At 69.2% G+C, this 22012-nt stretch carries 24 protein-coding genes and 2 pseudogenes; 18 read left to right on the top strand and 8 right to left on the bottom strand.

The window, feature by feature from the left end:
- Positions 1-88: 88 nt before the first annotated feature.
- The gene (locus tag ACZ7M3_RS27385) at positions 89-1000 is read right to left on the bottom strand and encodes a LysR family transcriptional regulator (protein WP_472066385.1); all 912 of its coding nucleotides are present in this window, start codon (positions 998-1000) and stop codon (positions 89-91) included.
- 208 nt (positions 1001-1208) lie between these two features.
- Between ACZ7M3_RS27385 and ACZ7M3_RS27390 the strand changes: the two genes are divergently transcribed.
- The 6 genes from ACZ7M3_RS27390 (at position 1209) to ACZ7M3_RS27415 (ending at position 5912) form a co-directional block, all read left to right on the top strand.
- A complete protein-coding gene (locus ACZ7M3_RS27390) occupies positions 1209-1943 on the top strand; it encodes an SDR family NAD(P)-dependent oxidoreductase (RefSeq protein ID WP_472066387.1) in 735 nt (244 codons plus the stop codon).
- A gap of 231 nt (positions 1944-2174) precedes the next feature.
- Positions 2175-2798: an NADPH-dependent F420 reductase gene (locus tag ACZ7M3_RS27395; protein ID WP_351295582.1), complete on the top strand. Its 624-nt coding sequence runs from the start codon at positions 2175-2177 to the stop codon at positions 2796-2798.
- Between the two features lie 50 nt (positions 2799-2848).
- Positions 2849-3034: a hypothetical protein gene (locus ACZ7M3_RS27400; protein WP_472066389.1), complete on the top strand. Its 186-nt coding sequence runs from the start codon at positions 2849-2851 to the stop codon at positions 3032-3034.
- An 87-nt stretch (positions 3035-3121) separates the two neighbouring features.
- A complete protein-coding gene (locus tag ACZ7M3_RS27405; protein WP_472066391.1) occupies positions 3122-3256 on the top strand; it encodes a hypothetical protein in 135 nt (44 codons plus the stop codon).
- A 165-nt stretch (positions 3257-3421) separates the two neighbouring features.
- Positions 3422-4357, top strand: coding sequence for an SDR family oxidoreductase (locus tag ACZ7M3_RS27410; protein WP_472066393.1), 936 nt, complete (start codon positions 3422-3424; stop codon positions 4355-4357).
- A gap of 157 nt (positions 4358-4514) precedes the next feature.
- On the top strand, positions 4515-5912 hold the full coding sequence (locus tag ACZ7M3_RS27415; RefSeq protein WP_472066395.1) for an ankyrin repeat domain-containing protein: 1398 nt from the start codon (positions 4515-4517) through the stop codon (positions 5910-5912).
- A 179-nt stretch (positions 5913-6091) separates the two neighbouring features.
- Here ACZ7M3_RS27415 and ACZ7M3_RS27420 read toward each other — a convergent pair whose 3' ends face one another.
- Complete coding sequence (locus ACZ7M3_RS27420; protein WP_472066397.1) at positions 6092-6223, bottom strand: hypothetical protein; 132 nt, start codon at positions 6221-6223, stop codon at positions 6092-6094.
- 548 nt (positions 6224-6771) lie between these two features.
- On the opposite strand from ACZ7M3_RS27420, the gene ACZ7M3_RS27425 reads away from it, so the two are divergent.
- From ACZ7M3_RS27425 to ACZ7M3_RS27435, 3 genes are all read left to right on the top strand, one after another.
- Entirely contained in the window at positions 6772-8325 is a 1554-nt protein-coding gene (locus tag ACZ7M3_RS27425) for a streptophobe family protein (RefSeq protein ID WP_472066399.1), read from the top strand.
- Between the two features lie 241 nt (positions 8326-8566).
- Positions 8567-9259: a response regulator transcription factor gene (locus tag ACZ7M3_RS27430; RefSeq protein ID WP_351314676.1), complete on the top strand. Its 693-nt coding sequence runs from the start codon at positions 8567-8569 to the stop codon at positions 9257-9259.
- Positions 9256-10878 (top strand): sensor histidine kinase, encoded by a 1623-nt coding sequence (locus ACZ7M3_RS27435; RefSeq protein ID WP_472066401.1) that lies wholly within the window; start codon positions 9256-9258, stop codon positions 10876-10878. Before ACZ7M3_RS27430 ends, ACZ7M3_RS27435 begins: the two co-directional genes overlap by 4 nt.
- Here the strand turns inward: ACZ7M3_RS27435 and ACZ7M3_RS27440 are convergent.
- On the bottom strand, positions 10868-11545 hold the full coding sequence (locus ACZ7M3_RS27440) for a sensor histidine kinase (protein ID WP_472066403.1): 678 nt from the start codon (positions 11543-11545) through the stop codon (positions 10868-10870). The two genes, ACZ7M3_RS27435 and ACZ7M3_RS27440, sit on opposite strands and share 11 nt — an antisense overlap.
- 193 nt (positions 11546-11738) lie before the next feature.
- Between ACZ7M3_RS27440 and ACZ7M3_RS27445 the strand changes: the two genes are divergently transcribed.
- From ACZ7M3_RS27445 to ACZ7M3_RS27455, 3 genes and pseudogenes are all read left to right on the top strand, one after another.
- On the top strand, positions 11739-12770 hold the full coding sequence (locus tag ACZ7M3_RS27445) for a cation diffusion facilitator family transporter (RefSeq protein WP_472066405.1): 1032 nt from the start codon (positions 11739-11741) through the stop codon (positions 12768-12770).
- Positions 12771-12868: 98 nt separating this feature from the next.
- Positions 12869-13060, top strand: a pseudogene (locus ACZ7M3_RS27450) (magnesium transporter CorA); the annotation flags it as partial.
- 91 nt (positions 13061-13151) lie between these two features.
- On the top strand, positions 13152-14687 hold the full coding sequence (locus ACZ7M3_RS27455; protein WP_472066407.1) for an FAD-dependent monooxygenase: 1536 nt from the start codon (positions 13152-13154) through the stop codon (positions 14685-14687).
- A 209-nt stretch (positions 14688-14896) separates the two neighbouring features.
- Here the strand turns inward: ACZ7M3_RS27455 and ACZ7M3_RS27460 are convergent.
- The 3 genes and pseudogenes from ACZ7M3_RS27460 to ACZ7M3_RS27470 all read right to left on the bottom strand — a co-directional run.
- A pseudogene (locus ACZ7M3_RS27460) lies at positions 14897-15134 on the bottom strand (NAD(P)/FAD-dependent oxidoreductase); the annotation flags it as partial.
- A gap of 39 nt (positions 15135-15173) precedes the next feature.
- A complete protein-coding gene (locus ACZ7M3_RS27465) occupies positions 15174-15593 on the bottom strand; it encodes an arsenate reductase ArsC (protein WP_472066409.1) in 420 nt (139 codons plus the stop codon).
- A 58-nt stretch (positions 15594-15651) separates the two neighbouring features.
- A complete protein-coding gene (locus ACZ7M3_RS27470) occupies positions 15652-16011 on the bottom strand; it encodes a low molecular weight phosphatase family protein (protein ID WP_472066411.1) in 360 nt (119 codons plus the stop codon).
- 82 nt (positions 16012-16093) lie between these two features.
- Here ACZ7M3_RS27470 and ACZ7M3_RS27475 point away from each other — a divergent pair, with 82 nt between their 5' ends.
- The 4 genes from ACZ7M3_RS27475 (at position 16094) to ACZ7M3_RS27490 (ending at position 17984) form a co-directional block, all read left to right on the top strand.
- Entirely contained in the window at positions 16094-16408 is a 315-nt protein-coding gene (locus ACZ7M3_RS27475) for an ArsR/SmtB family transcription factor (protein ID WP_388519892.1), read from the top strand.
- Between the two features lie 81 nt (positions 16409-16489).
- Complete coding sequence (locus ACZ7M3_RS27480) at positions 16490-17272, top strand: aquaporin (RefSeq protein ID WP_472066413.1); 783 nt, start codon at positions 16490-16492, stop codon at positions 17270-17272.
- Positions 17269-17595 (top strand): hypothetical protein, encoded by a 327-nt coding sequence (locus ACZ7M3_RS27485; protein WP_472066415.1) that lies wholly within the window; start codon positions 17269-17271, stop codon positions 17593-17595. The genes ACZ7M3_RS27480 and ACZ7M3_RS27485 overlap by 4 nt, the downstream gene beginning before the upstream one ends.
- Complete coding sequence (locus tag ACZ7M3_RS27490) at positions 17592-17984, top strand: hypothetical protein (RefSeq protein WP_472066417.1); 393 nt, start codon at positions 17592-17594, stop codon at positions 17982-17984. Before ACZ7M3_RS27485 ends, ACZ7M3_RS27490 begins: the two co-directional genes overlap by 4 nt.
- 43 nt (positions 17985-18027) lie before the next feature.
- Here the strand turns inward: ACZ7M3_RS27490 and ACZ7M3_RS27495 are convergent, their stop codons facing one another.
- Entirely contained in the window at positions 18028-18393 is a 366-nt protein-coding gene (locus ACZ7M3_RS27495) for an ArsR/SmtB family transcription factor (RefSeq protein WP_472066419.1), read from the bottom strand.
- Between the two features lie 184 nt (positions 18394-18577).
- On the opposite strand from ACZ7M3_RS27495, the gene ACZ7M3_RS27500 reads away from it, so the two are divergent.
- Together ACZ7M3_RS27500 and ACZ7M3_RS27505 are read left to right on the top strand one after the other, a co-directional pair.
- Positions 18578-19957: an FAD-dependent oxidoreductase gene (locus tag ACZ7M3_RS27500; RefSeq protein ID WP_472066421.1), complete on the top strand. Its 1380-nt coding sequence runs from the start codon at positions 18578-18580 to the stop codon at positions 19955-19957.
- Between the two features lie 34 nt (positions 19958-19991).
- Complete coding sequence (locus ACZ7M3_RS27505; RefSeq protein WP_472066423.1) at positions 19992-20489, top strand: hypothetical protein; 498 nt, start codon at positions 19992-19994, stop codon at positions 20487-20489.
- A 938-nt stretch (positions 20490-21427) separates the two neighbouring features.
- Here the strand turns inward: ACZ7M3_RS27505 and ACZ7M3_RS27510 are convergent.
- A complete protein-coding gene (locus ACZ7M3_RS27510) occupies positions 21428-21850 on the bottom strand; it encodes a hypothetical protein (protein WP_472066479.1) in 423 nt (140 codons plus the stop codon).
- Between the last annotated feature and the right edge of the window lie 162 nt (positions 21851-22012).

Here is a 22012-nt window from a genome sequence, read left to right on the forward strand (position 1 = left end):
AACCTCGCCTCCGTCCCCGAGCTCAATGCCTTCGCAATTGCTGCGGGCGTGTGCCCCCTGTTGGCGCTGTTGTTGTCAGGCGGGCTGCTCAACCGTGCTTTGAAACGGCATCGCTTCCAAGCTGCCACATTTCATAGTTTCCACATTCTGCCGTGATCTCGGCCGTCGCCTGAGCGGCGGTGATGAAGTCATCGACCACTGGCGAGGTGTGCGATGCGGCCGCCGCGAGGCACACCTGGTCGGGCGCCAGATCCGGGATGGGCACATAGATGATGTTCGGATGTGAGTAGAACACGGTCGCCGAACGGGCCAGGAACGAGATGCCCCGGCCAGCCGCGACATGCTCGAGCGTTTCGTCCACCCCGCGCACCAGGTACCCGGCGTTAGGGTGCGGGCGCCTGGTGGGCTGCGTGCTCGGGTCGGTATGCCAGACCAGCGGTTCGCCGGCCAGGTCTGCCTCGGTGACCTCCTCCTTGCCGGCCAACCGGTGGCCGGCGGGCAGCACCGCCACCCGCGGCTCGGTGTACAGCGGGGTGACGCGCAGGCCGGCCTCGTCGATGGGCAGCCGCACATAGCCGACGTCGATGCGGCCGTCGAGCAGCATCGGGGCCTGGTCGTCCCCTTCGATCCGTTGCACGTCCACGACCACGTCCGGGTGCCGGGCCTCGAACGCCCGCGCCGCCGGGATGACCGGGATGCCGGCCCGGAAACCGACCATCAGCCGCCGGCTGCCGCGGGCGGCCACGGACACCCTGCGGCGGACCGCGTGCGCGGAGGCGAGCAGCGGACCGGCGTCGGCCAGCAATTGTCGGCCCGCGTCGGTCAGCGCTACGCCGTGGCGATCCCTGGTGAACAGCGAGGCGCCGAGATCCTGCTCGAGCGCGCGGATCTGCCGGCTGAGCACCGGCTGCGCGATATGTAGCTCATCGGCGGCGCGGCCGAAGTGCAACTGGTCGGCCACGGCGGCGAAGTAACGCAATTTGCGCAGGTCCAGATCCATGGCGCCTCCCAGTCCGGTGATGCCTTCAGGGTATCACCACGGCTAAAAGAAGTCTTGGACACCCACTCAGGCGAATGGCAACCTGAACAGGTACCTATTGGGGCCGAAGCGAATTCGGCACAAGAATTCGACATCGGAACTTGATAGCAGGGTCCAGGTCCGGAATGAGCACACTGTTTCGGATGCCCATTAATTCAACGGAGTGATCGTGGGAAAGCTCGATGGCAAGGTAGCGGTGATCACCGGCGGATCCACCGGCATGGCACTGGCCGGCGCCAAACTGTTCGTCGAGGAAGGAGCGCACGTCTTCATTCAGGCCCGGCGGCAGGAAGCACTGGACGACGCCGTCAAGCTGATCGGCCGCAACGTCACCGCCGTCCAGGGTGATGCGGCCGAACTGGACGACCTGGACCGCTTGTACGACACCGTCAAGCGGGAAAAGGGCTCGATCGACGTGCTGTGGGCCAGCGCCGGGATGGGCGAACCCGCCGTCCTCGGCGAGGTCACCGAGGAACAGTTCCACCGCGCCTTCTGGCTCAACGCGCGCGGCACCCTGTTCACGGTGCAGAAGGCACTGCCGCTGATCAACGACAACGGCTCGATCTTCATGACCGGATCCAACGCCTCCCTCGGCGCCTTCCCCGGCTGGAGCCTCTACGCGGGAAGCAAAGCCGTCCAGCAGGCCTGGGCCCGCGTCTGGCTCAACGAACTGCGCGACCGCAAGATCCGGGTCAACGTCCTGACCCCCGGCCAGGTCGCCACCGCCAAACAGGAAGAACTGTTCGACGAGGCAACCAAGGCCGGATTCGAGTCCCTCATCCCCCGCGGAAAGATGGGCCGCCCCGAAGAAATCGCCACCGTCGCCCTGTTCCTCGCCTCCGACGACTCCAGCTACGTCAACGGCCTGGAACTGGTCACCGACGGTGGCACCACCGCCATCTGAACCACACACCAGGAATGCCGCGGGCACACCCCACGTCAACCCGGTCGCCACAACGAACTGATCCGCAACACGCCGAAGTGTTGCGCGGGCGCCGAATTCGCGTGCTGACGAGCCGGATGTGCCGGGAAGGGCACGGCAGTTGGCCCGGAAACGTCGCGGCCGACGCCCTGCGCCTGACCCGGCACGAACGAGACAGAGCGACACCTCGAGAACAGGAAGAGAGCACATCTCATGAGCAGCATCACCCTCATCGGTACGGGGAACATGGCCCGTACCATCGGCACGCTCGCGGTGGCGGGCGGCAACACCGTCGAGGTCATGGGACGCGATCAGTCCAAGGCCGATGACCTGGCCAAGGCTCTGGGCGGCGGCGCGACGACGGGCAAGTGGGGCGCCGTCCCGGCCGGGGACATCGTCATCACGGCCCTGTTGTACGACGGTGTCGTTCCGGTCGTCGCCGAGTACGGAGACGCCCTCGCGGGCAAGGTCGTCGTCGACATCAGCAACCCCTTCAACGCCACGTTCGACGGACTGGCCCACAGCGAGGAGACCTCGATCGCGCAGGAAGTCGCCAAGGTGGCCCCGGCCGGCGCCAGCGTGGTGAAGGCGTTCAACACCATCTTCCGTAATGTCCTGGAGAAGGGCCGGCCCAACGTCTTCATCGCTGGCGACAATGCGCAGGCCAAGGCTGGCGTGGCGGCATTCATCGAGAGCCTCGGGCTGCGCCCGCTGGACGTCGGCGGCCTGAAAATGGCGCACTGGCTGGAAGGAGTGGGCGTGGTCACGGTGGGCCTCGCCGGCAACGGGGTTGGCCACGGGGACTTCGCCCTCGGCGTCAACGAATTTACCGGCTGAGCCCCCCCGGGGCCGAGCAGTCGGCGAGCAGGGCGCCGTGCGCCCTGACAATGGTTGACCCGGCCGGGTACATCGTTGTCCTCGCCGTGCCGTACGCCGGCGCGACGGCGGTGGTGCGCGAGTACGGGGACGCACCGCAGGGCAAGGTCATCATCGACATCAACAACCCCGTCTCCCCCGATTTCCAGGGCTTTGTCACCCCCGACGGCAGTTCCGGCGCGCAGGAGATCGCCTAGGCCGCCCCCGCCGGCGCGCATGTCGTCCAGGCGTTCAACACCCTGTTCTCCCATGTTCTGGCGGCCGGCCCAGCCGAGGGTCGCCCATTGGACGCGTTCATCGCCGGCGACGACACGCAGGCAAAGACACGCGTGTCGGCGTTCATCGAGAGCCTGGGACTGCGGCCGATGGACACCGGGAAGCCGGCTATGGCGCGGACACCGGAGAACGTCGCCCTGTAGCAGCCGGGCCTTTTGCCCACTCCGTCAACACACCGACTTCTTCCTCGGCGTCAGCATTCTCGGCTGAGCGCACCCGCACCACCACTTCTCGCGCCACATCACGCCAGTGGATCTGCGGCACGGGGAGAAGCAGCCCCTCCACCTACTCTCACGAGGAGCAGTCGCATGCGCGTTTTCGTCACTGGCGGGACCGGCCATTCGGGTTCGTACATCATCCCCGAGCTCATCGCCGCCGGACATGAGGTCACCGGCCTGGCCCGGTCGGACACGGCCGCGGCGGCGGTGTCCGCGCTCGGTGCGAAGGTGCGTCGCGGCGACCTCGAGGATCTCGACGGCCTCAAGGAGGCGGCCGCGGACTCCGACGGCGTCATCCACGTCGCGCACAGGCAGGACCTGCTTCCCTCCGGCGGGATCGACGCCGTGGCCGCCGCGGAGCTCCCGATCATGCTCGCGTACGGCGAGGCGCTGGCGGGAACCGGAAAGCCGCTGGTCGCGGCGGGGAGCATAGGCTCGCCAGGGAACCTGGGCCGGCCGGCCACCGAGGAGGACCCGGCACTTCCCGGCGGCGATGAGTACAAGGGCACCCTGCGGGTTCGCAACGTCGTAGAAACCGCCGTGATCGGCCTCGCTGAGCGGGGAGTGCGGTCTTCGGTCGTGCGGATTGCCAACATCGCGCACAGTACGACCGATCGTGCCGGCTTCCTCGTGCAGCTGATCGCGCTCGCGAAGGAGAAGGGATTCTTCGGCTACCCCGGAGACGGCGCGAACCTGTGGAACGCCGTGCACGTCCGCGATGTCGCCTCCTTGTTCCGCTCGGCGCTGGAGAAGGGGCCGGCCGGCAAATACTGGCACGCGGTTGGAGACGGGGCCATCCCACTCCGCGAGATCGCCGAGGCCGTTGGCAGCCGTCTGGGCCTGCCCGCCGTGAGCGTTCCCGCGGACGTACTGATGGTGCCGGGATACTTCGGGTTCCTCGCGAACATAGTCACGCAGAACTACCCGGCGTCCAACCTCATCACCCGCCGGACCCTCGGCTGGGAACCCGCTCAGCCCAGCCTGCTCGCCGATTTGGACAACGGCCACTACTTCTCCGCCGGCTGACGGCAGGGACCCGAATCGCAACGGGTCCACACAGCCCTTGATGATCACGCGGTGGCCGCTCCAGGTCCAGCGGGTGTGACAGGCTGCTTCAACCAGTGGGTTCCGCACAGGACGAGGCTCGGGATCGACCGCCGATCATCAGCGGCCCGACGCCCGGATGTTCAGCTCCTGGCTCGGCCTCGGAGGCGGCGTGACGGACTTGACCGGCGACGTTTCTCCCGGCCTGCGGCTGCTTGTAGGGTCGGTGATCGGGTGCAACAGGGGGGCGGGCATGGGCGAGGACCCACTCATTGCGGCGGTGCGGAGCGGGGACGACAACGCGGTCAGAGTGCTGCTGGAGGACGGGGCGGATCCCGACGCCGTCGACGAGCAGGGCAGCCCCGCACTCTGCCTGGCCATCTCAGCATTCAACTCGACGATCGCAAGCTACCTGGTGGGAGGCGGCGCGGATCCGGACCGCCAACTGCCCGACGGGACCACACCCCGACTGCGGGCCGTCGACAGCGGCTCCATCGGCCTCGCCCACTGCCTGCTCGGTGAAGCGGCCCAGCTTAGTGAGGCCACCCGCGTGGAACTGCTGGCACGCGCCCGGCAGTGGCATGAGATGGGCCCGGTCGCCATGCTGCGGGAGCGAACCAGCGCCTCGGACTCGGTCGAGCGGGTCCGGATCCGGGACAGGGAATGGTTCGCCGATTACCACGAGATCCGGCTCGGCGGAATGACCGTCCGCGACGGCCACACAGGGATCCTCACCCTCCTCGAGAAACACTTCGGACTCCACCCGGGCATGGACGAGTTGGCCGCCCGCGCGTGCGCACTTGAGTACCCCGACTGGGAGCACGCCGCCTGGTGGGAGATCACCAGAACCCTTGCCCAGAGGCAGGACAATGAGACCTGGGAGGCTGCGACGGCACTGCGGGCTCACCCTGATCCCCTGCACCGCCGCTTCGGCGCGGAGGTCCTGATCTCCCTCAACCTCGGGGATCCCATGTCGGACGCCCCGAGCCCGTTCGAACAGCGCACGCTCGAGTTCCTCCTCGGCTGGGCGGCGGAGGAGGAACACCCGGACGTCCTGGCCGAGACCCTGTCCGGCCTTGGCCAGCATGAAGATCCGAGGATCGAACCACTGGGGCTTTCCTTCCTCGCCCACTCCGCCGCGGAGGTACGTGCGCGGGTTGCCTCGACCCTGAGAATCGTCGACTCGGACAGGTCCGGGCGGCAGACGTTCACCTCCGAGGGACTGAACGCCCTCCTCGCACTGGCTCAGGACACCGACACCTCCGTCCGCAAGGTCGCCGCCTACCGGCTCGCGCACAGCCTGGATCCGGAGCCCGCCGTCGGGGACATTCTGGCCGGCCTGCTCGACGACGATGACCAGCAGACCCGCATCTGGGCCGTCCATGGGCTGGCCGAGCGGGACGATCCGCGCTGCGTCGACGGCGCCGGCCGGGTGGGGCCCGTCGACGAGTACGAGGCCTGGTCCTGGATCCTTGGCGCGCCCGCACGGTACGAGCAACGCCAGAAGGAACAGGACGCGCCAGCCAGGGCCGAGTAGCGCATACTCGCCCCTATGTCTCACCGCATGCCCGCAGCGGTCACCCTCGGAGACGAGTCCGCCCCAGCGACTCGATACGCGATGCGGCCGACCGCATGGTCGTGAAGTTGACCCGCCCACCCACTTATCTGCGGACGCGCTCGCTCGATTGCGCCATGACGTCGGCCCGGCACCGGTGATCAGCTGCGGTCTTCGGCGCTGCTGTCGGTGATTGCTCGGAACAGCTCGCGAGCCCGCTCACAGAACTGCTCGACACCCGTGGCGTCCGGCTCGTCTTGGCTGAACTGGGCGGACGCGGCGATTGTTGTCACGAATGTCCGTCTCGAAGACCCTCAGGGGCCAGTGAGAGGCCACAAGGACAGGAACGGATCGACAAGCACTGCATGGGGCTGACACTGATCAACACGTCTGACCTGCAAGAACGGCGTGAATCGGCACTGATCGGCAAGGGCCGCCAAGATCCCTAAAGGACTCATGATCCGCCGGCCGCGGGTTCGAGTCCCACCCGCCCCACCGTGCACGCTTCTGACCGGTGGAAACGTCTCAATGGATCCAGGCCCTGTTGCGATGTGGAGTCCGGCCACGGAGATAGCGGGCGGTCTTCTCGTGGTGAGTCTCGATGCCTCGCCACGGCTGCCCAGTTCTGGGAATTTTCTGAGAACCCACCGTGGATCTTGACCGTCCGCGTCCCATGACCTGCGTCGTTCGCCATCGGCTCTCAGAAATCTCCCAGAACCTCTCGGGAACCTCGTACCCGCGACCGCCACTGTGTGCGGGTCCCCATGGCCACGCGGCGCCGCACCTTCCCCCGTTCGGCGCCGCGTGTCCCTTTGCTGTGAACGAAGCGGAGTTGCTCTGCATGGCTGCTACCACGCCCCGTCTCCAGACCAAGCCGGGCTCCGGTCCGCGGCCCGGTACGGGCCCCCGGCCGCCACGTCGCACCGTGCCGGTGCAGTTGATCGGGCCGTGGGAGAACTTCGTGGAAGGGGCGGCGGCCGCGCTGTGCGCGGTGGTCGCCATGGCGGCCGTGTCCGCGCTTGCGCTGACGTTGCTCGACGCGGGATCTGTCGGCTCGGTCTGGTCGCTGACCCTGGCTCTGACGGCCATGGCCGTCGGCGGTTCGGTCGCCGCCGGTTCTGATGTGTCCGGGGACGGCGGGCCGATGGGCGGGTTGGCTTCCCTGTTCGGCGATGGTGACGGTGGCATGAGCCCGTCGATGAGCGGTGCGGCCGATGTCGTACCGCTCAGCGTCACACTCGTCGGTGCCGTCGTGCTGTGGATCGCGTTCTCCCGGCGGTTGGGTCAGGGGCAGCAGCGGCGGTTCACCGCCGGTGAGCTGGGCGTGCGGGCGGCCGGGGCGGCTGGTGCGGCGCTTTGCACGCTCGTGATCGTGGCCGCTCTTGCGAAGGGATCGGCCACCATGCCCGCGTCGGCGATGAGCGGCATGGGAGGAGCCGGCGGTAACAAGGCTGCTGAGGGCTTCGGAGCAGGGAGCGGCGGCCTGGGTGAGCTCATGGGCGGTGGCAGTGGTGGTCTGGGCGGTCTCATGGGCGGTGGTTCGGGGACCCGGATGGCTGTGACGTACCACGTGAGCGTCGGATCGGCGGGCGCCGGTGCGGTGTTGTGGGTGGCCGTCGCGCTCGGTGCGGGATGCCTGATCAGCCGACGGGTGCGGCTGCCGCTGGGCGGTGCGCTGGACGGACTGCGCGCCGGCTGGGGCCGGAGCCTGTCGGCGGTCGTGCGTACGGTCCTCGTCCTGGCGGCCGTACCACTGGTGGCCCTGGCTGTTGTCGGGTCGGTGGTCGGCGGCAAGGCGGGCTCGGCGGCGGGTGCCGCCCTGTTGCTCGCCCCGAACGCCCTTGCGGTGTTCCTGACTCTGGGCGTCGGTTCCTCGTGGACGGCCGGGTTGCATCCGGTGCAGAGCGACAGCAGCAATCCGCTCGCCGCTCTGATGGGTGGCATGGGCGGGAGCACAGGGGCCATGGGCGGCGGCCGGCAGACCGACCGTACCGAACACCTGAGGTCCCTGGCGGTCGGCGGCTGGCCGCTGTGGCCTGCGGCCCTCACGGTGACCGCTCTCATCCTGGTCTGCTGTGCCTACCGGGCGGCCCGCGCCACGAACCCGGCCCATCTGGTTCCGCTGCACCCCTACCGGGGACCGCTGGCCGGGCACCTCGGCATGGCGCAGCGGTTCGGTGTCGTCACAGCCGTCGTGATGGGTACGGCGGCCTGGCTGGTGAGGGCATCCGGCAACTTCGGCGTCAGCATGTTCGGCAGCGAGATGGGAGGAATGAGCGTCGAACTGAGCGGCAGCGTGCTGCGGACGCTCGCCTTCGGGCTGCTCGCCGGAGGGCTGGCCGGGTTCGGCGGGAGTCTGTTGGCCGCTGCGCGCGGTGCGTTCGGGGCACGGTGACAGCGGACCTTATGCGGCGAAGACAGGACGGTTCCGTATCCTGCCGTGCACGATCCCGGCCGCCGTGCGCTGCGCGTTTTCCGCCGTGCCCCCTGTCTGTGGCGGGGCCGGGAGCATGTTCCCGGTTGCCTGGAGGCCCCCTTTGACCGCAATTGAGCGTGCTGCCCTGTCTGGCACCGGTGCTGGAAGCGACTTCAATCTGACGCATGCCAGAGATCTGACGCATGCCAGAGATGTGAATCTGTTGGTGGTGGACGACGAATCCACCGTCCGGGAGCTGCTGAGTGCGGCCTTGAGGCACGCCGGCTTCACCGTCGCCGCGGCAGGGACGGGGCAGGAGGCGCTGGACCGGGCGCGGGAGGTCACACCGGATCTGGTGCTGCTCGATGTCATGCTGCCCGACCTGGACGGCTTCGAGGTGATCCGGCGGCTGCGCGGGCAGCACCGTCCTGCCTCGGGATCCCGGACCGGACACGTCCCCGTCGTGTTCCTCACCGCCCGCGACGGCACCCGGGACAAGATCGAGGGGCTGGTCCTGGGCGGCGACGACTACGTGACCAAACCCTTCGACCTGGAGGAGCTGATCGCGCGGATCCACGCGGTGCTGCGCCGCACCAGCGGCGACCCCACCGCACTGCTGCGAGCCGCCGACCTGGAACTCGACCCAGAGGGAATGCAGGCGGCCCGCTCGGGAGAGCCGCTGCGGCTGTCGCCCACCGAGTTCCGGCTGCTGCACTACCTGATGACCAACGCCGGACGCACGGTCTCCAAGGCGCAGATCCTCCAGCGGGTCTGGGACTACGACTTCAACGGCGACACCGGCATCGTCGACACCTACATCAGCTATCTGCGCCGCAAGATCGACAACGGCGGTCCCAAGCTCATCCACACCGTGCACGGCGTCGGGTACGTGCTGCGGGGGCCGAAGTCGTGACCGGCTCCCGCATACCCGGGGTGTGGACGAGGGCGTCGCTGCGCGCCCGGGTGCTCCTGCTCGCCGTCGCGCTTCTGACGGTCGGCTTCACGGCGTTCAGCCTGGTCACCGGTAACGCCCTGCGCGGTTACTTGGCGGACCGCGTCGACGCGCAACTGCGCGCCTCCGCCCAGGTGTTCGCCCTGATTCCGCCCACAGCGGCGGCGAACGGCGCCGCACGAAAGCCGCCATCCGGCCTCGGTGACTTCAGCACGGACGTCCTCGGCAACCCCGTCATCATCTACGTCACGAAGGACGGCACGGTCGAGACCAGTGTCGACTCCCTCGCCGGGACCAGCCGGGCCGACCGGGCGCAAGGCCCTGTACTGCCCCGGATGGACACCGCCGCGGTCATCGCCCGCGACGGCCGCCCCTTCACCGTCGCCGGCACGAAGGGCGACACCCGCTGGCGGGTGATCGCGGTGCCCAGGACCACCGGCGCCCGTCTGCTGGGCGCCGCGACGACGAACGCCGCCACGTCCGGCAGCGTCGTCGTGGCGACGACGATGACCCAGGTGGACAGCACGGTGAACCGCATGTGGCGGATCTACCAGAGCACGGGACTGGGCCTGCTCGTGGTCCTGGCCGTGGCCGGCTGGTTCGCGGTCCGCTCCGGGCTGCGTCCGCTGTCCCGCATCGAGGAGACGGCCGCGGAGATCGCCGGCGGCGACCTCTCCCGTCGTGTGCCTGAACTTGCCGGTTCGAAAACGGAGTTGGGGCGCCTGGCGGCGGCACTGAACGGCATGCTCGGACAGCTTGAGTCCGCCTTCGCCGCCCGCGCCGAGTCCGAGACGCGGATGAGCCGGTTCGTCGCGGACGCCAGCCACGAGCTGCGCACTCCGCTCGCCGGCATCAAGGGCCTGACCGATCTGCACCGCATGGGCGCTCTGCCCGAGCGCGAGGACGTCGACGCCACGATGGACCGCATCGCCCGCGAGTCCGAACGTCTCACCCGGCTGGTCGAGGACATGCTCCTGCTGGCCCGCCTCGACGAACACGCGCTGAAGACCACGGGCAAGCCCACCGGTTCCCGCGTGCCCGGAGGTCCGCCGGATCTCGACCTCGCCCCCGCTGACCTGCGCACTCTGGCCGCCGACGCCCTCCATGACGTACGCGCTCTGGACCCGTCCCGCCCTGTCACGCTCACCGGTCCGGGCGGCGACGGCCCGCCCGCCCTCGCGCCCGCCCTCGCCGACGAGGCCCGGCTGCGTCAGGTCGTCTCCAACCTGGTCGGCAATGCCGTCGCCCACACCCCGTCCGGCACGCCTGTGCGGATCGGCGTCGGGACGGTCGGCGACCACGCCGTCCTGGAGGTGGCCGACGAGGGCCCAGGGCTCATCACGGAGCAGAGCGGGCGTATCTTCGAGCGTTTCTACCGTGCCGACACCTCCCGCAACCGCGCCACCGGCGGGGCGGGCCTCGGCCTGTCCATCGTCCAGTCCCTGGTCACCGCCCACGCGGGACACGTCGTGATCGAGTCGACCCCTGGCCAGGGCGCCACGTTCCGGATCCTGCTCCCAAGACTCGCCGATCAGCGGACGCCGACCGGACCGACTGAACAAGCGGCGCTCAAGGTATGACCGTCACACGTGGCGCTGGAGAGATCGGTCGTTGACGACGAGTACGGAGACCATGCCTGTCTTCTGCATGAGATGAGGGGGACGGCGGTGTCGTGCGTGTGGGGGAAACGGGAAATTGGACCGGGGCTACGGCGCCGCTGCTCAGGGCGTCGAGGTTGCCCAGGGTCCGGTAGGTCACCGCCAGTCCTGCCGCGCGGACCCTGTCCAGCAGCGGGTCCAGATCCCCGATGGCCGGCTGTGGGCTGAGCAGTTGTTCGCCGTCCCGCTCCTCACGCAGGACGCCCAGTACGCGGCGCAGTCCGCTCATCGCTCGGCGGCCGGTGTCGCCGAGGATGCGCAGGGCGTCGGTGGACTGCTCGCCCCGGTTGGCGGCGAGGGTCGCGGCGCCGTCGGCGAGGCTGACCATGACGGAGAGGTTGTGGCCGACGATGTCGTGGATCTCGCGGGCGACGCGGGAGCGTTCGGCGGCGGCGGTGAGCTGCAGGCGCTGCTCCTGCTCGATCTCCAGACGCCTGGCGCGGTCCTCCAGGGCCCCCAGATACATGCGGCGGATGCGGAGGGTCAGGCCGACGGCGATAGCAGCGGTTGTCGTGCCGAGCAGAAAGAAGCTGCCGAGGCCACCGCCGGCGTCGACAGCCTCTCCGGCCTCGCCGAGATGGTCGCCCACCTGTCCGAGCGGCTGGCGTCGGACGCGTCCTGTGCCGGGACTTCAAGATCGTGCCGGCGGGCAGGCGGCCAGTGTTCGGCATCACCGCAGGTGACAGTGGTAACGGTGCTCATTGCAGTCTTTGGCGAAAGCCTCCGCGGCGCGGTTGACTTGCCTTCCGTCACAGCAAGACCACGAGAAACCGGGGGCCTCCGTGTCCGACCACAACCACGACCACGGTGGCCATGGCCACGAGGGCGGCGGCGGTCATTCGGGTCACTCCCATGGGGTGTCCGCGGACGCCGACCGGCGCTGGCTGACGATCGCCCTGGTGCTGATTGCGGTGTTCATGCTCGCCGAGGTCGTGGTCGGCGTGCTGGCCAACTCGCTGGCGCTGATCTCGGACGCCGCGCACATGCTCACCGACGTCGCCTCCATCGTGCTGGCGCTGATCGCGATGCGACTGTCGGCCCGCCCGGCGAAGGGACACTTCACCTACGGCCTCAAGCGCGTGGAGATCCTCTCCGCGCAGGCCAACGGCCTGACTCTGCTGCTGCTTTCGGTCTGGCTGGCCTACGAGGCCATCCACCGCCTCGTCTCCCCACCGGCGGTCAGCGGCGGCCTGGTCCTGGTCACGGCGTTGATCGGGGTGGCGGTCAACCTGGTCGCCACCTGGTGCATCTCCAAGGCCAACCGCACCTCGCTGAATGTCGAGGGCGCCTACCAGCACATCCTCACCGACCTGTTCGGCTTCATCGCCACCGCCGTCGCCGGAGCCGTCGTTCTCACCACCGGCTTCGCCCGCGCGGACGCGATCGCCTCCCTGCTCGTGGTGGTCCTGATGCTCAAAGCCGGCTACGGCCTGGTCCGCGACTCCGGACGGATCTTCCTCGAAGCCGCGCCCGCCGGTCTCGACCCCGACGCACTCGGCGACCGCCTGGCCGCGCAGGACACCGTGGTCGAGGTCCACGACCTGCACGTATGGACGATCACCTCCGGCCAGAGCGCACTGTCCGCCCACGTCCTGGTCGAGCCGGGCGGCGACTGCCACGCCGTGCGCCGCGGCCTGCAGAAACTCCTCCTGGAGGACTACCGCATCGGCCATGCCACGCTGCAGGTCGACCATGTCGGCGAGGACTCCCCGGACCTCCTGCAGATCACCACTCCCGCCACCGACGACGACCGCGACCCGCACTGCGACGACGCCCACGGCCCTGTCCACCGCCCCGGCCCCCACGACCACTGACGCGCCTGCCGACAGCCGCTCGCCGAGGCGCCGACTCTGACACTCGCCTTACCGCCCTCTGGCACACTGACCGGACCCGGCGAAGGAGTGGGCCGTGCCCGCTCGCCGTCGAGGACACGGTGCACGCCCATCAACGGCCCAAGGTCGAGCAGTACGGCGACGTCCTGTTCGGCGTCTTCAAGACGGTCTCCTACGCCGAACACGCCGAACTGACCGCCACCAGCGAGGTCGTGAACACCGGCGAGATCAAGGTCTTCGTGGGCCCCGCCGACCACGTCGTGGACGACCGAGGAGTCTGCTGTGGCGATCGCTCGGGTTTGTGGCTGTAGGTGACCGCTGAGAGCGGGTCTGGCGACGACCTCCCAGTACTACCGTGAACTCATGACGGCACCGCTGGACGTGTTGGTGGTGGGTGCGGGTCCAACGGGGCTTGCGCTCGCCACGCAACTGAGTGTTCATGCGACCCGGTTCCGGATCCTCGACCGCTCCCTGGACCGGGCGCACGAGTCGAGGGCCCTGGCCATCCAGCCCCGCACACTGGAGGCGCTGGCCGGGTTCGGGGTGACGGACGAACTCGTCGACCGTGGCAACCCCACGATGCGGTTGCGGATGCACCTGCCGCGACGCGTGGTGCAGATGCCGCTGTTCGACATCGGGCTGGCCGACACCGCGTACCCCTTCCTGCTGTTCCTCTCGCAGGCCGAGACCGAGGACGTCCTGTCGGAGCACGTCGCCGCGCAGGGCGTGGTGATCGAGCGCGGCACCGAGCTGGTCCAACTGGAGCCCAAGGGCTCGTACGTCTCCTGTCGGCTGCGGCGCAGGGACGGTGAAGAGGAGACGGTGGACGCGCGGTACGTCGTGGGCTGCGACGGCGCCCACAGCACCGTGCGCACCCAAGCGGGTATCGATTTCGCGGGTTCGGCCTATCCACAGGTGTTCCTGCTCGCCGATCTCGAGGTCGACGGGCTGGAGCCAGGATCCGTACACGCGTACATGACCGGGACCGGGATGCTGCTCTTCTTCCCGCTCGGCTCGCCGGCGAGCTGGCGGATGCTCGCGATGCGGCCACCCGGCACCCCGGGCACCGAGGTGAAGCTCTGGCTGCTGCAGGAAATCGTCGACGCATACACCACGGACCGGCTGGTGCTGCGGGACCCCGCCTGGATGACTGACTTCCGGCTCCACAACCGCGGCGCGACCCGATATCGCTCGGGACCCTTCTTCCTGGCCGGGGACGCGGCGCACATCCACAGCCCGGCCGGCGCGCAGGGTATGAACACCGGCATCCAGGACGCGCTGAACCTGGGCTGGAAGCTCGCCGTCGTCTGCCAGGGCGCCGCGCCCGAGGAACTTCTGGAGACCTACGAGGCTGAGCGCGCCCCGGTCGGCCGCAGCGTCCTGCGCTTCACCGACCGCGCCTTCACCATCGTCACCAGTCGCAACCCGGCCCTCCGGCTGGCCCGCACACAACTGGCCCCGCGACTGATTCCGTTGGCGCTGCGCGCGACCGGAATGCGTGGCCGCCTCTTCCGTACCGTCTCCGAACTCGGCATCCACTACCGCCACAGCCCTGCATCGAGCACGGGACCACGCTCGTCCAAGAGAGGTCCCCGGGCCGGGGACCGCCTGCCCGACTTGCCGCGCGGACTCCAGGCAAGGACCGCGGGGCGGGGGTATCACCTGCTCCTGTCCGGACCGCCCGACCTCTGGCCCGATGAACGACTTGCCCCGGTCCTGCGGGGGCGAGCCGACCTGGTCAGCGTGCATCGGCTCAACGAGGAGAGCCCTTGGCCGGACGTCGCACAGGGCCTGGTGCGTCCTGACGGCTACCTCGGCTATGTGGCGCGCGGCACGCATCTGGAAGGGCTGTGCGTCTACCTGGACCGCTGGCTGTGCAGGAGAGGTCGAGGTCGCTGATGCCTGCCACATTCATGCCGTGGAAGAGGGCGGTCGCGTAGGTGTCGACGCGCTTGGAGATCTCCGCGCCGCGGCGGCCCACGAGTTGGGACCGAGCGTAGTACGCCCTGTGCTCGTCCGGGAGCGAGGTGTACATGTGCTCGTCGACCACGACGAGCACCAAGTCGGCGTCACGGGTGAAGGTCTCGCCCTCCTGTTCCTGCGCACTGATCCGCAGGGAGGAGCCCTCGCTCGACCATCTCGGCGCCGAACTTCTCGGCCTGGGCGCGCATGTTCGCCATGAGGTCCGGGCCATCGATGCCCTCGGGGAAGCCGGGGAAGTTCTCGACCTCGGTCGTCGTGGTCAGCGCGCCGCCGACGAAGATGGCGCCGCCGAAGACGAGGGGCCTGAGCTCGGGCGCGGGCGGTGTAGTGGGCAGTGGTGTATCCGGCGGGACCGGAGCCGATGACGACGACCTCGCCTACGCCGTCACTCGTGCACCGTGGTCACGCCTCCTGCTTGGCGTCGATCTCGGCGATCAGGGCCTCGATGCGGGTCTTGATCTCGTCGCGGATCGGGCGGACGGCCTCGACGGCCTTGCCCGCCGGGTCCTCCAGTGCCCAGTCGAGGTACTTCTTGCCGGGGAAGATCGGGCAGGCGTCGCCGCAGCCCATGGTGATGACGTAGTCCGACGCCTGGACGGCCTCGGTGGTGAGGATCTTCGGCTTGGCGTCGGCGATGTCGACGCCGACTTCCTTCATGGCCTCGACCGCGGCCGGGTTGACCTGGTCACCCGGGATGGATCCGGCGGAGCGGACCTCGATCCGGTCGCCCGCGAGGTGGTCGAGGAATCCTGCGGCCATCTGCGAGCGTCCGGCGTTGTGGACGCAGACGAACAGCACGGAGGCGAGCGGGCTGGAGGACATCGGTTCTTCCTTCATGGTGTGGATCGGCTGGTGCGACCGGTGGTGCGGGGCAGGGGGTTCAGCGGCTCGGCAGGGAGTCGAGCAGTTCGGCGATGCGGGCGTCGATCTCGTCGCGGATGATGCGCCCGACGCCGATCGGTGCGCCCTCGGGGTCGGCAACATGCCGGTCCAGGTAGCGACGGCCGGGCACCGCCGGGCAGGCGTCGCCGCAGCCCACGGTGATGACGATGTCGGCGGCCTGGACGACCTCGTCAGTCAGGAGCGCGGTGCCCATCTGCGAGCGTCCCGCGTTGTGGCTGCAGACGAACAGCACCCGGCGCAGCCCGAGGCCGGGTGCTCCCTCGACATGGGCGAGCGCGTCCAGCCGCTCGGCCGCGAGGCGTTCATCGGGCAGGACGGGAGGCGGGGACGCGGTCATGAGAAACCCCTTCGACGGGATGCGGGTCCCAGGGTTCAGTGCAAGATGATATCAGCTTGGAATGATGTGAGAGTATCAGTCCATGATGACATCAGTCGACACTGATCTGATCCGGGTTCTGGCCGACCCGCTCCGGCTCCGGATCGTCACCTTGCTCGCCCAGGAGACCCTCTGCAGCACGCACCTGATCGAGGAGACGGGGGTCAAGCAGACCAACCTCTCCAACCATCTCAAGGTGCTGCGCGAAGCCGGGGTCGTGGAGACCGAGCCGTGCGGCCGGTTCACCTACTACCGGCTCAAGCCCGACGTCATCGCATCCCTCGCCGGCCAGTTCGCCGACCTCGCGGAGACCGCGCGTGTCACCGCCGAGAACAACGTCAAGCGGTCCTGTCCCTGATCACCGGTCCCTGACCCCTGTCGCCCGAGTACCTGTCGCCCGAGTACCCGTCGCCCGAGGCGACCGCACCGAGGAGTCCTGTTGACCGCCACCCACGAGTCCGCCACGGGGTCCGCCATACCCGCCGGCGAGCCGGAGCCCGCCCCGGGGGCCCCACCGCCCCGTACCCCGCTGATCGCCAAGGCCGCCGCCGAACTGGTCGGCACGGCGGCCCTGGTGGCCGTCGTGGTCGGTTCCGGCATTCAGGCCACGGAGCTGACCCACGACGTCGGCCTCCAGCTGCTGGCCAACTCGCTGGCCACCGTCTTCGGGCTCGGCGTCCTGATCACTTTGCTCGGCCCGGTCTCCGGCGCGCACTTCAACCCCGCCGTCACGCTGGCCGAGTGGTGGACGGCACGCGGCGGCGGCGCCGGGGTCACGCTTCGGGAAGCGGTCGTGTATGTCCCCGCGCAGATCGTCGGCGCGATCGCGGGCGCCGTTCTGGCCGACGCGATGTTCGGCGAGCAGTTGGTGAAGTGGTCCACGCACGACCGCTCGGCCGGGCACCTGCTGCTCGGCGAGGGCGTCGCCACCGCCGGGCTGATCCTGCTGATCTTCGGCCTGGCCCGCACCGACCGCCTGCGCTTCGCCCCCGTGGCCGTCGCGTCGTACATCGGCGCCGCCTACTGGTTCACCTCCTCCACCTCCTTCGCCAACCCGGCGGTGACCATCGGCCGCGCCTTCACCGACACCTTCGCGGGCATCGCGCCGGGCTCCGTCGCGGGCTTCATCGGCATGCAACTCGTCGGCGCGGTAGTGGGGCTGGCGCTGGTGGCGCTCATCTTCATGCCCGGCCGAGCGCCCGCCGAGCAGCCCGCCGCATGACACAGCCGACCCAGGTCGTGGTGATCGGCGGCGGTCAGGCCGGACTCACCGCCGGGTACCACCCGCGCCGACTGGGCAGCGAGTCCAGCGGCCGGTGCGCGTCGTGGGCGTGCAGCGGGACGGTGAACTCCTGCGGAGAGGCCGACTTGGGGGCCTGGAGCGCACGGGCGGTCAACAGCGCGACGGGGACCTGGTGGCGGCCCTTCCTGCCCGCGGTGCCCGGGCGCTGGGACTTCGGCGGTACACAGCTGCACACCGTCGAATCGCACAACTGCACACCGTCGAATACAGCACACCCCAGGAGATCGTCGGCCGCCGCGTGATCGTGATCGTGGTCTGGGGCGGCAACTCCGGCGCGCAGATCGCCGCCGACCTCGCCTACGACGCCGATCCGACCTGGGTCACCCAGCGCCCGCCCCGCTTCCTGGCCGACGACATCGACGGCCGTGCTCTGTTCGACGCCGCCACCGCCCACCGCCGCGCTCTCGACGAAGGCGGTACGGACACCGGTGGCGTCGCCTCGCTCGGCGACATCGTCGCCGTCCCGCCCGTACGCACGGCACGCGACCGCGGCCTGCTCAAGGCCACGCCGATGTTCGCCCGGCTCGTCCAGGGCGGCGCCGAATGGACCGGGCCGGCCTCCGCCACACTGATCGGCGTGGGTCGGCCTGCGAGGGACGCGGCCCGCGCGGTCGCGGAGCTTGTCCGCTGATCGATGCCCATGGCCCTGTGGTGACCCGCCCTGGCGACGGCTGTCAGGCGATCTTCAGCAAATGTGCCATGGCTGCCACCACCGACGGCTCCACTCGGTAGTACACCCAGGTGCCGCGCCGCTCGGAGGCCAGCAGCCCGGCCTCCTTCAGTTTCTTCAGGTGGTGGGAGACGGTCGGCTGGGAGACGCCGACGTCGGAGATGTCGCACACGCACGCCTCGCCGCCCTCGTGCGAGGCGACCAGCGAGAACAGCCGCAGTCGCACCGGGTCGCCGAGCGCCTTGAACATCGCCGCGGTCCGCTCCGCCTCCTCGGCACTCAGCGGACGCTCCGTCAGCGGCCGGCAGCATGGCGCCACGGATTCAGCAGCCTCAGGTTCGAGCAGCGGCTGAACCTTCTTATTCGACATGTGTCTATGTTGACACATGTCGAACTAGAGAGCGGCTGCCCCGTCGGCCCGACGCCAACGGCGATGTCGGCGACTCCGCAATCGATCTCCTGATTCGATGAACGTCTATGTTGACGCTTGTCGAATCAGGTGTCACGCTTGCGGCGTAAGACATCGACAAACGTCGAAGCAAAGGGGAATCGTCGTGACTGCGCCTTCTACCGAAGTGCCCGCCACCGACCAGCTGCCCATCGCGGTCATCGGAGCCGGCCCCATCGGCCTGGCCGCCGCCGCCCACCTCGTCGAACGCGGCATCGAGCCTCTGGTCCTGGAAGCCGGGCCGGCCGCCGGTGCCGCGGTGCGTGAGTGGGGTCACGTCCGGCTGTTCTCCACCTGGGGCGAGGTCACTGACCCGGCCGCCGAGAAGCTCCTCGCGCCGACCGGCTGGACCAAGCCCGACGCGGCCACGTACCCCTCAGGCGGCGACTGGGCCGAGCAGTATCTGCAGCCAGTGGCCGACGTCCTGGGCGACCGCGTGCGCTACCGCACCACGGTGACCGGGGTCTCGCGCACCGGACGCGACCGCATCGTCGACGCCGACCGCGAAAGCCGGCCCTTCGTCCTGCACCTCACCACCGCCGATGGCGAGGAGGAGCGCATCTTCGCGCGCGCCGTCATTGACGCCTCCGGCACCTGGACCAAGCCCGGCCCGGCCGGGGCCGACGGTCTGCCCGCCCTCGGGGAAAAGGCCGCCGCTGACCGCGTCACCTACCGCGTCCCCGACCTCAAGGACCCGGCCGTCCGCACGCGTTACGCGGGCAAGCGCACCGCCGTCGTCGGCTCCGGCGCCTCCGCCTTCACCGCGCTGGCCACCCTCGCGGACGTCGCCGAGGACGAGCCGGGCACACACGCGGTGTGGGTGCTGCGGCGTGGCATCAGCGGATCCACGTTCGGCGGCGGCGAAGCCGACCAACTGCCCGCCCGCGGTGCGCTGGGGCTGGCGGCGAAGGCCGCGGTCGACCACGGCTACGCCGACGCGGTCACCGGATTCCGTACCGAGGCCATAGAGCGGGCGGACGACGGACGGCTCATCCTGGTCGGCGACGACGGCCGACGCCTCGACCCGGTCGACGAGGTCATCGTCCTGACCGGCTTCCGCTCCGACCTCGCCTTCCTCTCCGAGATCCGCCTCGGCCTCGACGAGCGCCTCGATGCCCCGACCGCGCTGGCCCCGCTGATCGACCCCAACGTGCACTCCTGCGGCACGGTCTACCCGCACGGCGTCAACGAGCTCTCCCACCCGGAGGAGGGCGTCTACCTGGTCGGCATGAAGTCCTACGGCCGTGCCCCCACGTTCCTCGCCATGACCGGCTACGAGCAGGTCCGTTCCGTCACCGCCGCACTCGCGGGCGACCAGGAGGCCGCCGAACGCGTGGAGTTGAGCCTTCCGGAGACCGGCGTGTGCGGTGGCGCCGGCCTGTTCGACGAGCGCGAGGACGCCCAGCAATCAGGTGGCGGATGCTGCGCCGCCCCCACCACCCTCCAGATCGGCATCGGCGCCCCGGCCACCGTCTCCGGCGGCTGAGCCCGGCGAGAAAGCAGCCCCGCTTCTGGACCGGTTGCGTATTGCCGTGTCGCGGCGGCTTGCCGCACATCTGCCTGTGCCGGCCTCGATGATGCAGTGGCTGGATGAGGAGATGGACACTTTCGCCGACGACGCAGAAGTGCTCGGCGCGCTCTTCGATCAGTTGCTTCACACCCACGCACTGGACACTGGCACTGCAGGTGCGGCGGTGCTTCTCGCGGACGTGGTCATCGACAGGCAGGCCGCTGCCGCGGTCCGTGCCGCTCTGACGGTGACGCTGGCCGAAGCGGCGACGGCCGCGTTGCGTGATGAGGCGCTGGATCCGCAGGGGTTCGTCAGTACCGAGGCTGTGCTGCGGCAGCAGACTGACAGCGAGCGAGCCGTCCGGCAAGCCGTTCGAGGGGATGCTCCTCGCCTGTTTGCGCAATGGGACGAGGAGCCTGAGGTGGCGCAGTTCGCGCTTGCCGTGCTTGCGGCCGCCTGCGCCGGGACTGATGTCATTACACGGATCGCAAGCCTGGCTGCTGTGTGACCGGAGACCCCTCGGGCGGCCACCTTGGCGCTGGCCTGTGCTCTGGCTGCTGACGATGACGAGGCGATCGCGGAAGCCCTTGGCGAGACCGTCAGGCATCCCGACCACAACCCTGACGCCCAGGGAGATCCTGAGGCTCTTGTGCAAAGCCAGGGGCTGAGCCTCCTGATCGATCTCGCACAGCAGGAGATTGGCCCTCTGGTCTTCCCACGGTCGTAGAGACCCGCGCAGCCCAGCGGCCCATGCGCCGGCGCTCACTCCGGCGACTGGGCGCGTCCGGATCGGCGCGGACGACCCGATCCCACTGCATCGCTCCTCGCGCTGCGCGCCGACCACGCGCCGTCGCCCATAGGATCTAATGGGCAGGCGCACGCGGAGTATGACGAATACTGATCACCACCGGTCGACAGCTCCGTCTTGGATTTGCGCGGCCCTCGACCCTGGATGGTTGTACATGACTTCTGCCTCTCCCCATCTCGATCCTGCCCAGCCCGCACAGGACACGGCAGGCTCGCGAGCTGCGCTGCAGCACAGCGATCTCTTTCTCCAGCCGCGCTACACCGTCGACCTGCCGCCGCTGGACGAGGAGGAAGACACCTTCTCCCCGCCGCCCCCGCCCGCACAAAAGCGGCGCGGAGCCCCCCGGGGTCGTTGACCGCAGACAGTCCCCGCATCAGTGAGGCGCAGCTCGCCCCGGTGCAGCCCATCACTGGCCGATAGCTTGTACGTAGATGTCCTGGCCTGCGGCAACGGCTACAGAGGCTCCGCCCCGAGCACCGGGGCGGAGCCTCTGGGCGTTGGCAGGGAAGCGTGTGGCGCCAGCGCCGTGATGTTGGGGACGACGTGGGGACGACGTGGGGTCGTCACCGGCTGTGGTCGGCCGACTGCACCGGTCGCTGCAGAACAGGGTGTCGATCTCGGAAAGGAGGCACGGAACCTCAGAGCTTCCCGCCGATTTCGCATGCCCGGCACGGCGGTCGGCCGCAGGTGCACTGCGTAATGGCGTCGAGGACGTCACGATCGTGGTAGAGGCACTCGTCCTTGCAGGTGTGGCGCGGGATGAATCCCGCCGGGATCTCACCAGGCCACGGCTCGTGACCGTCCCGGCAGCGGGCGAACCGCTCAGGGTCGGCGGAGTGCAGGTCGTGCATGCTCGACCGCGCCTCGTCCTCCAGTTCCCGCACTCGCTCCACCAAGCTCTTCAGCTCGACGGCGATGCTGGAGTACCGGTCGGCGCCGGTCCTTACGTGCGCGGCCCGCAGTGCCATCGCCGCGTTGCCCAAAAACCGGCCGGCATCCTGAAGATCGGTCACGTGATGCAACTGAATGCCGTTCACGCCCCGGACCCATACGGCGTCCATGCTGCTCACTGATCCACCTTCCCGGCGTTCGCCTTGAATATCTTGCGAAACAGTATGCGCGGCGCCGTTGCCTTCGCATAGAAAAAATCTGTCTGTTTAGCAAACTAAGGGTCTCGGCCGCGTCCCGCCAGTAGATTCGGGGTGAGTCGGATCACAGGAGGT

This window comes from Streptomyces sp. NPDC111656 (genome assembly GCF_055656965.1).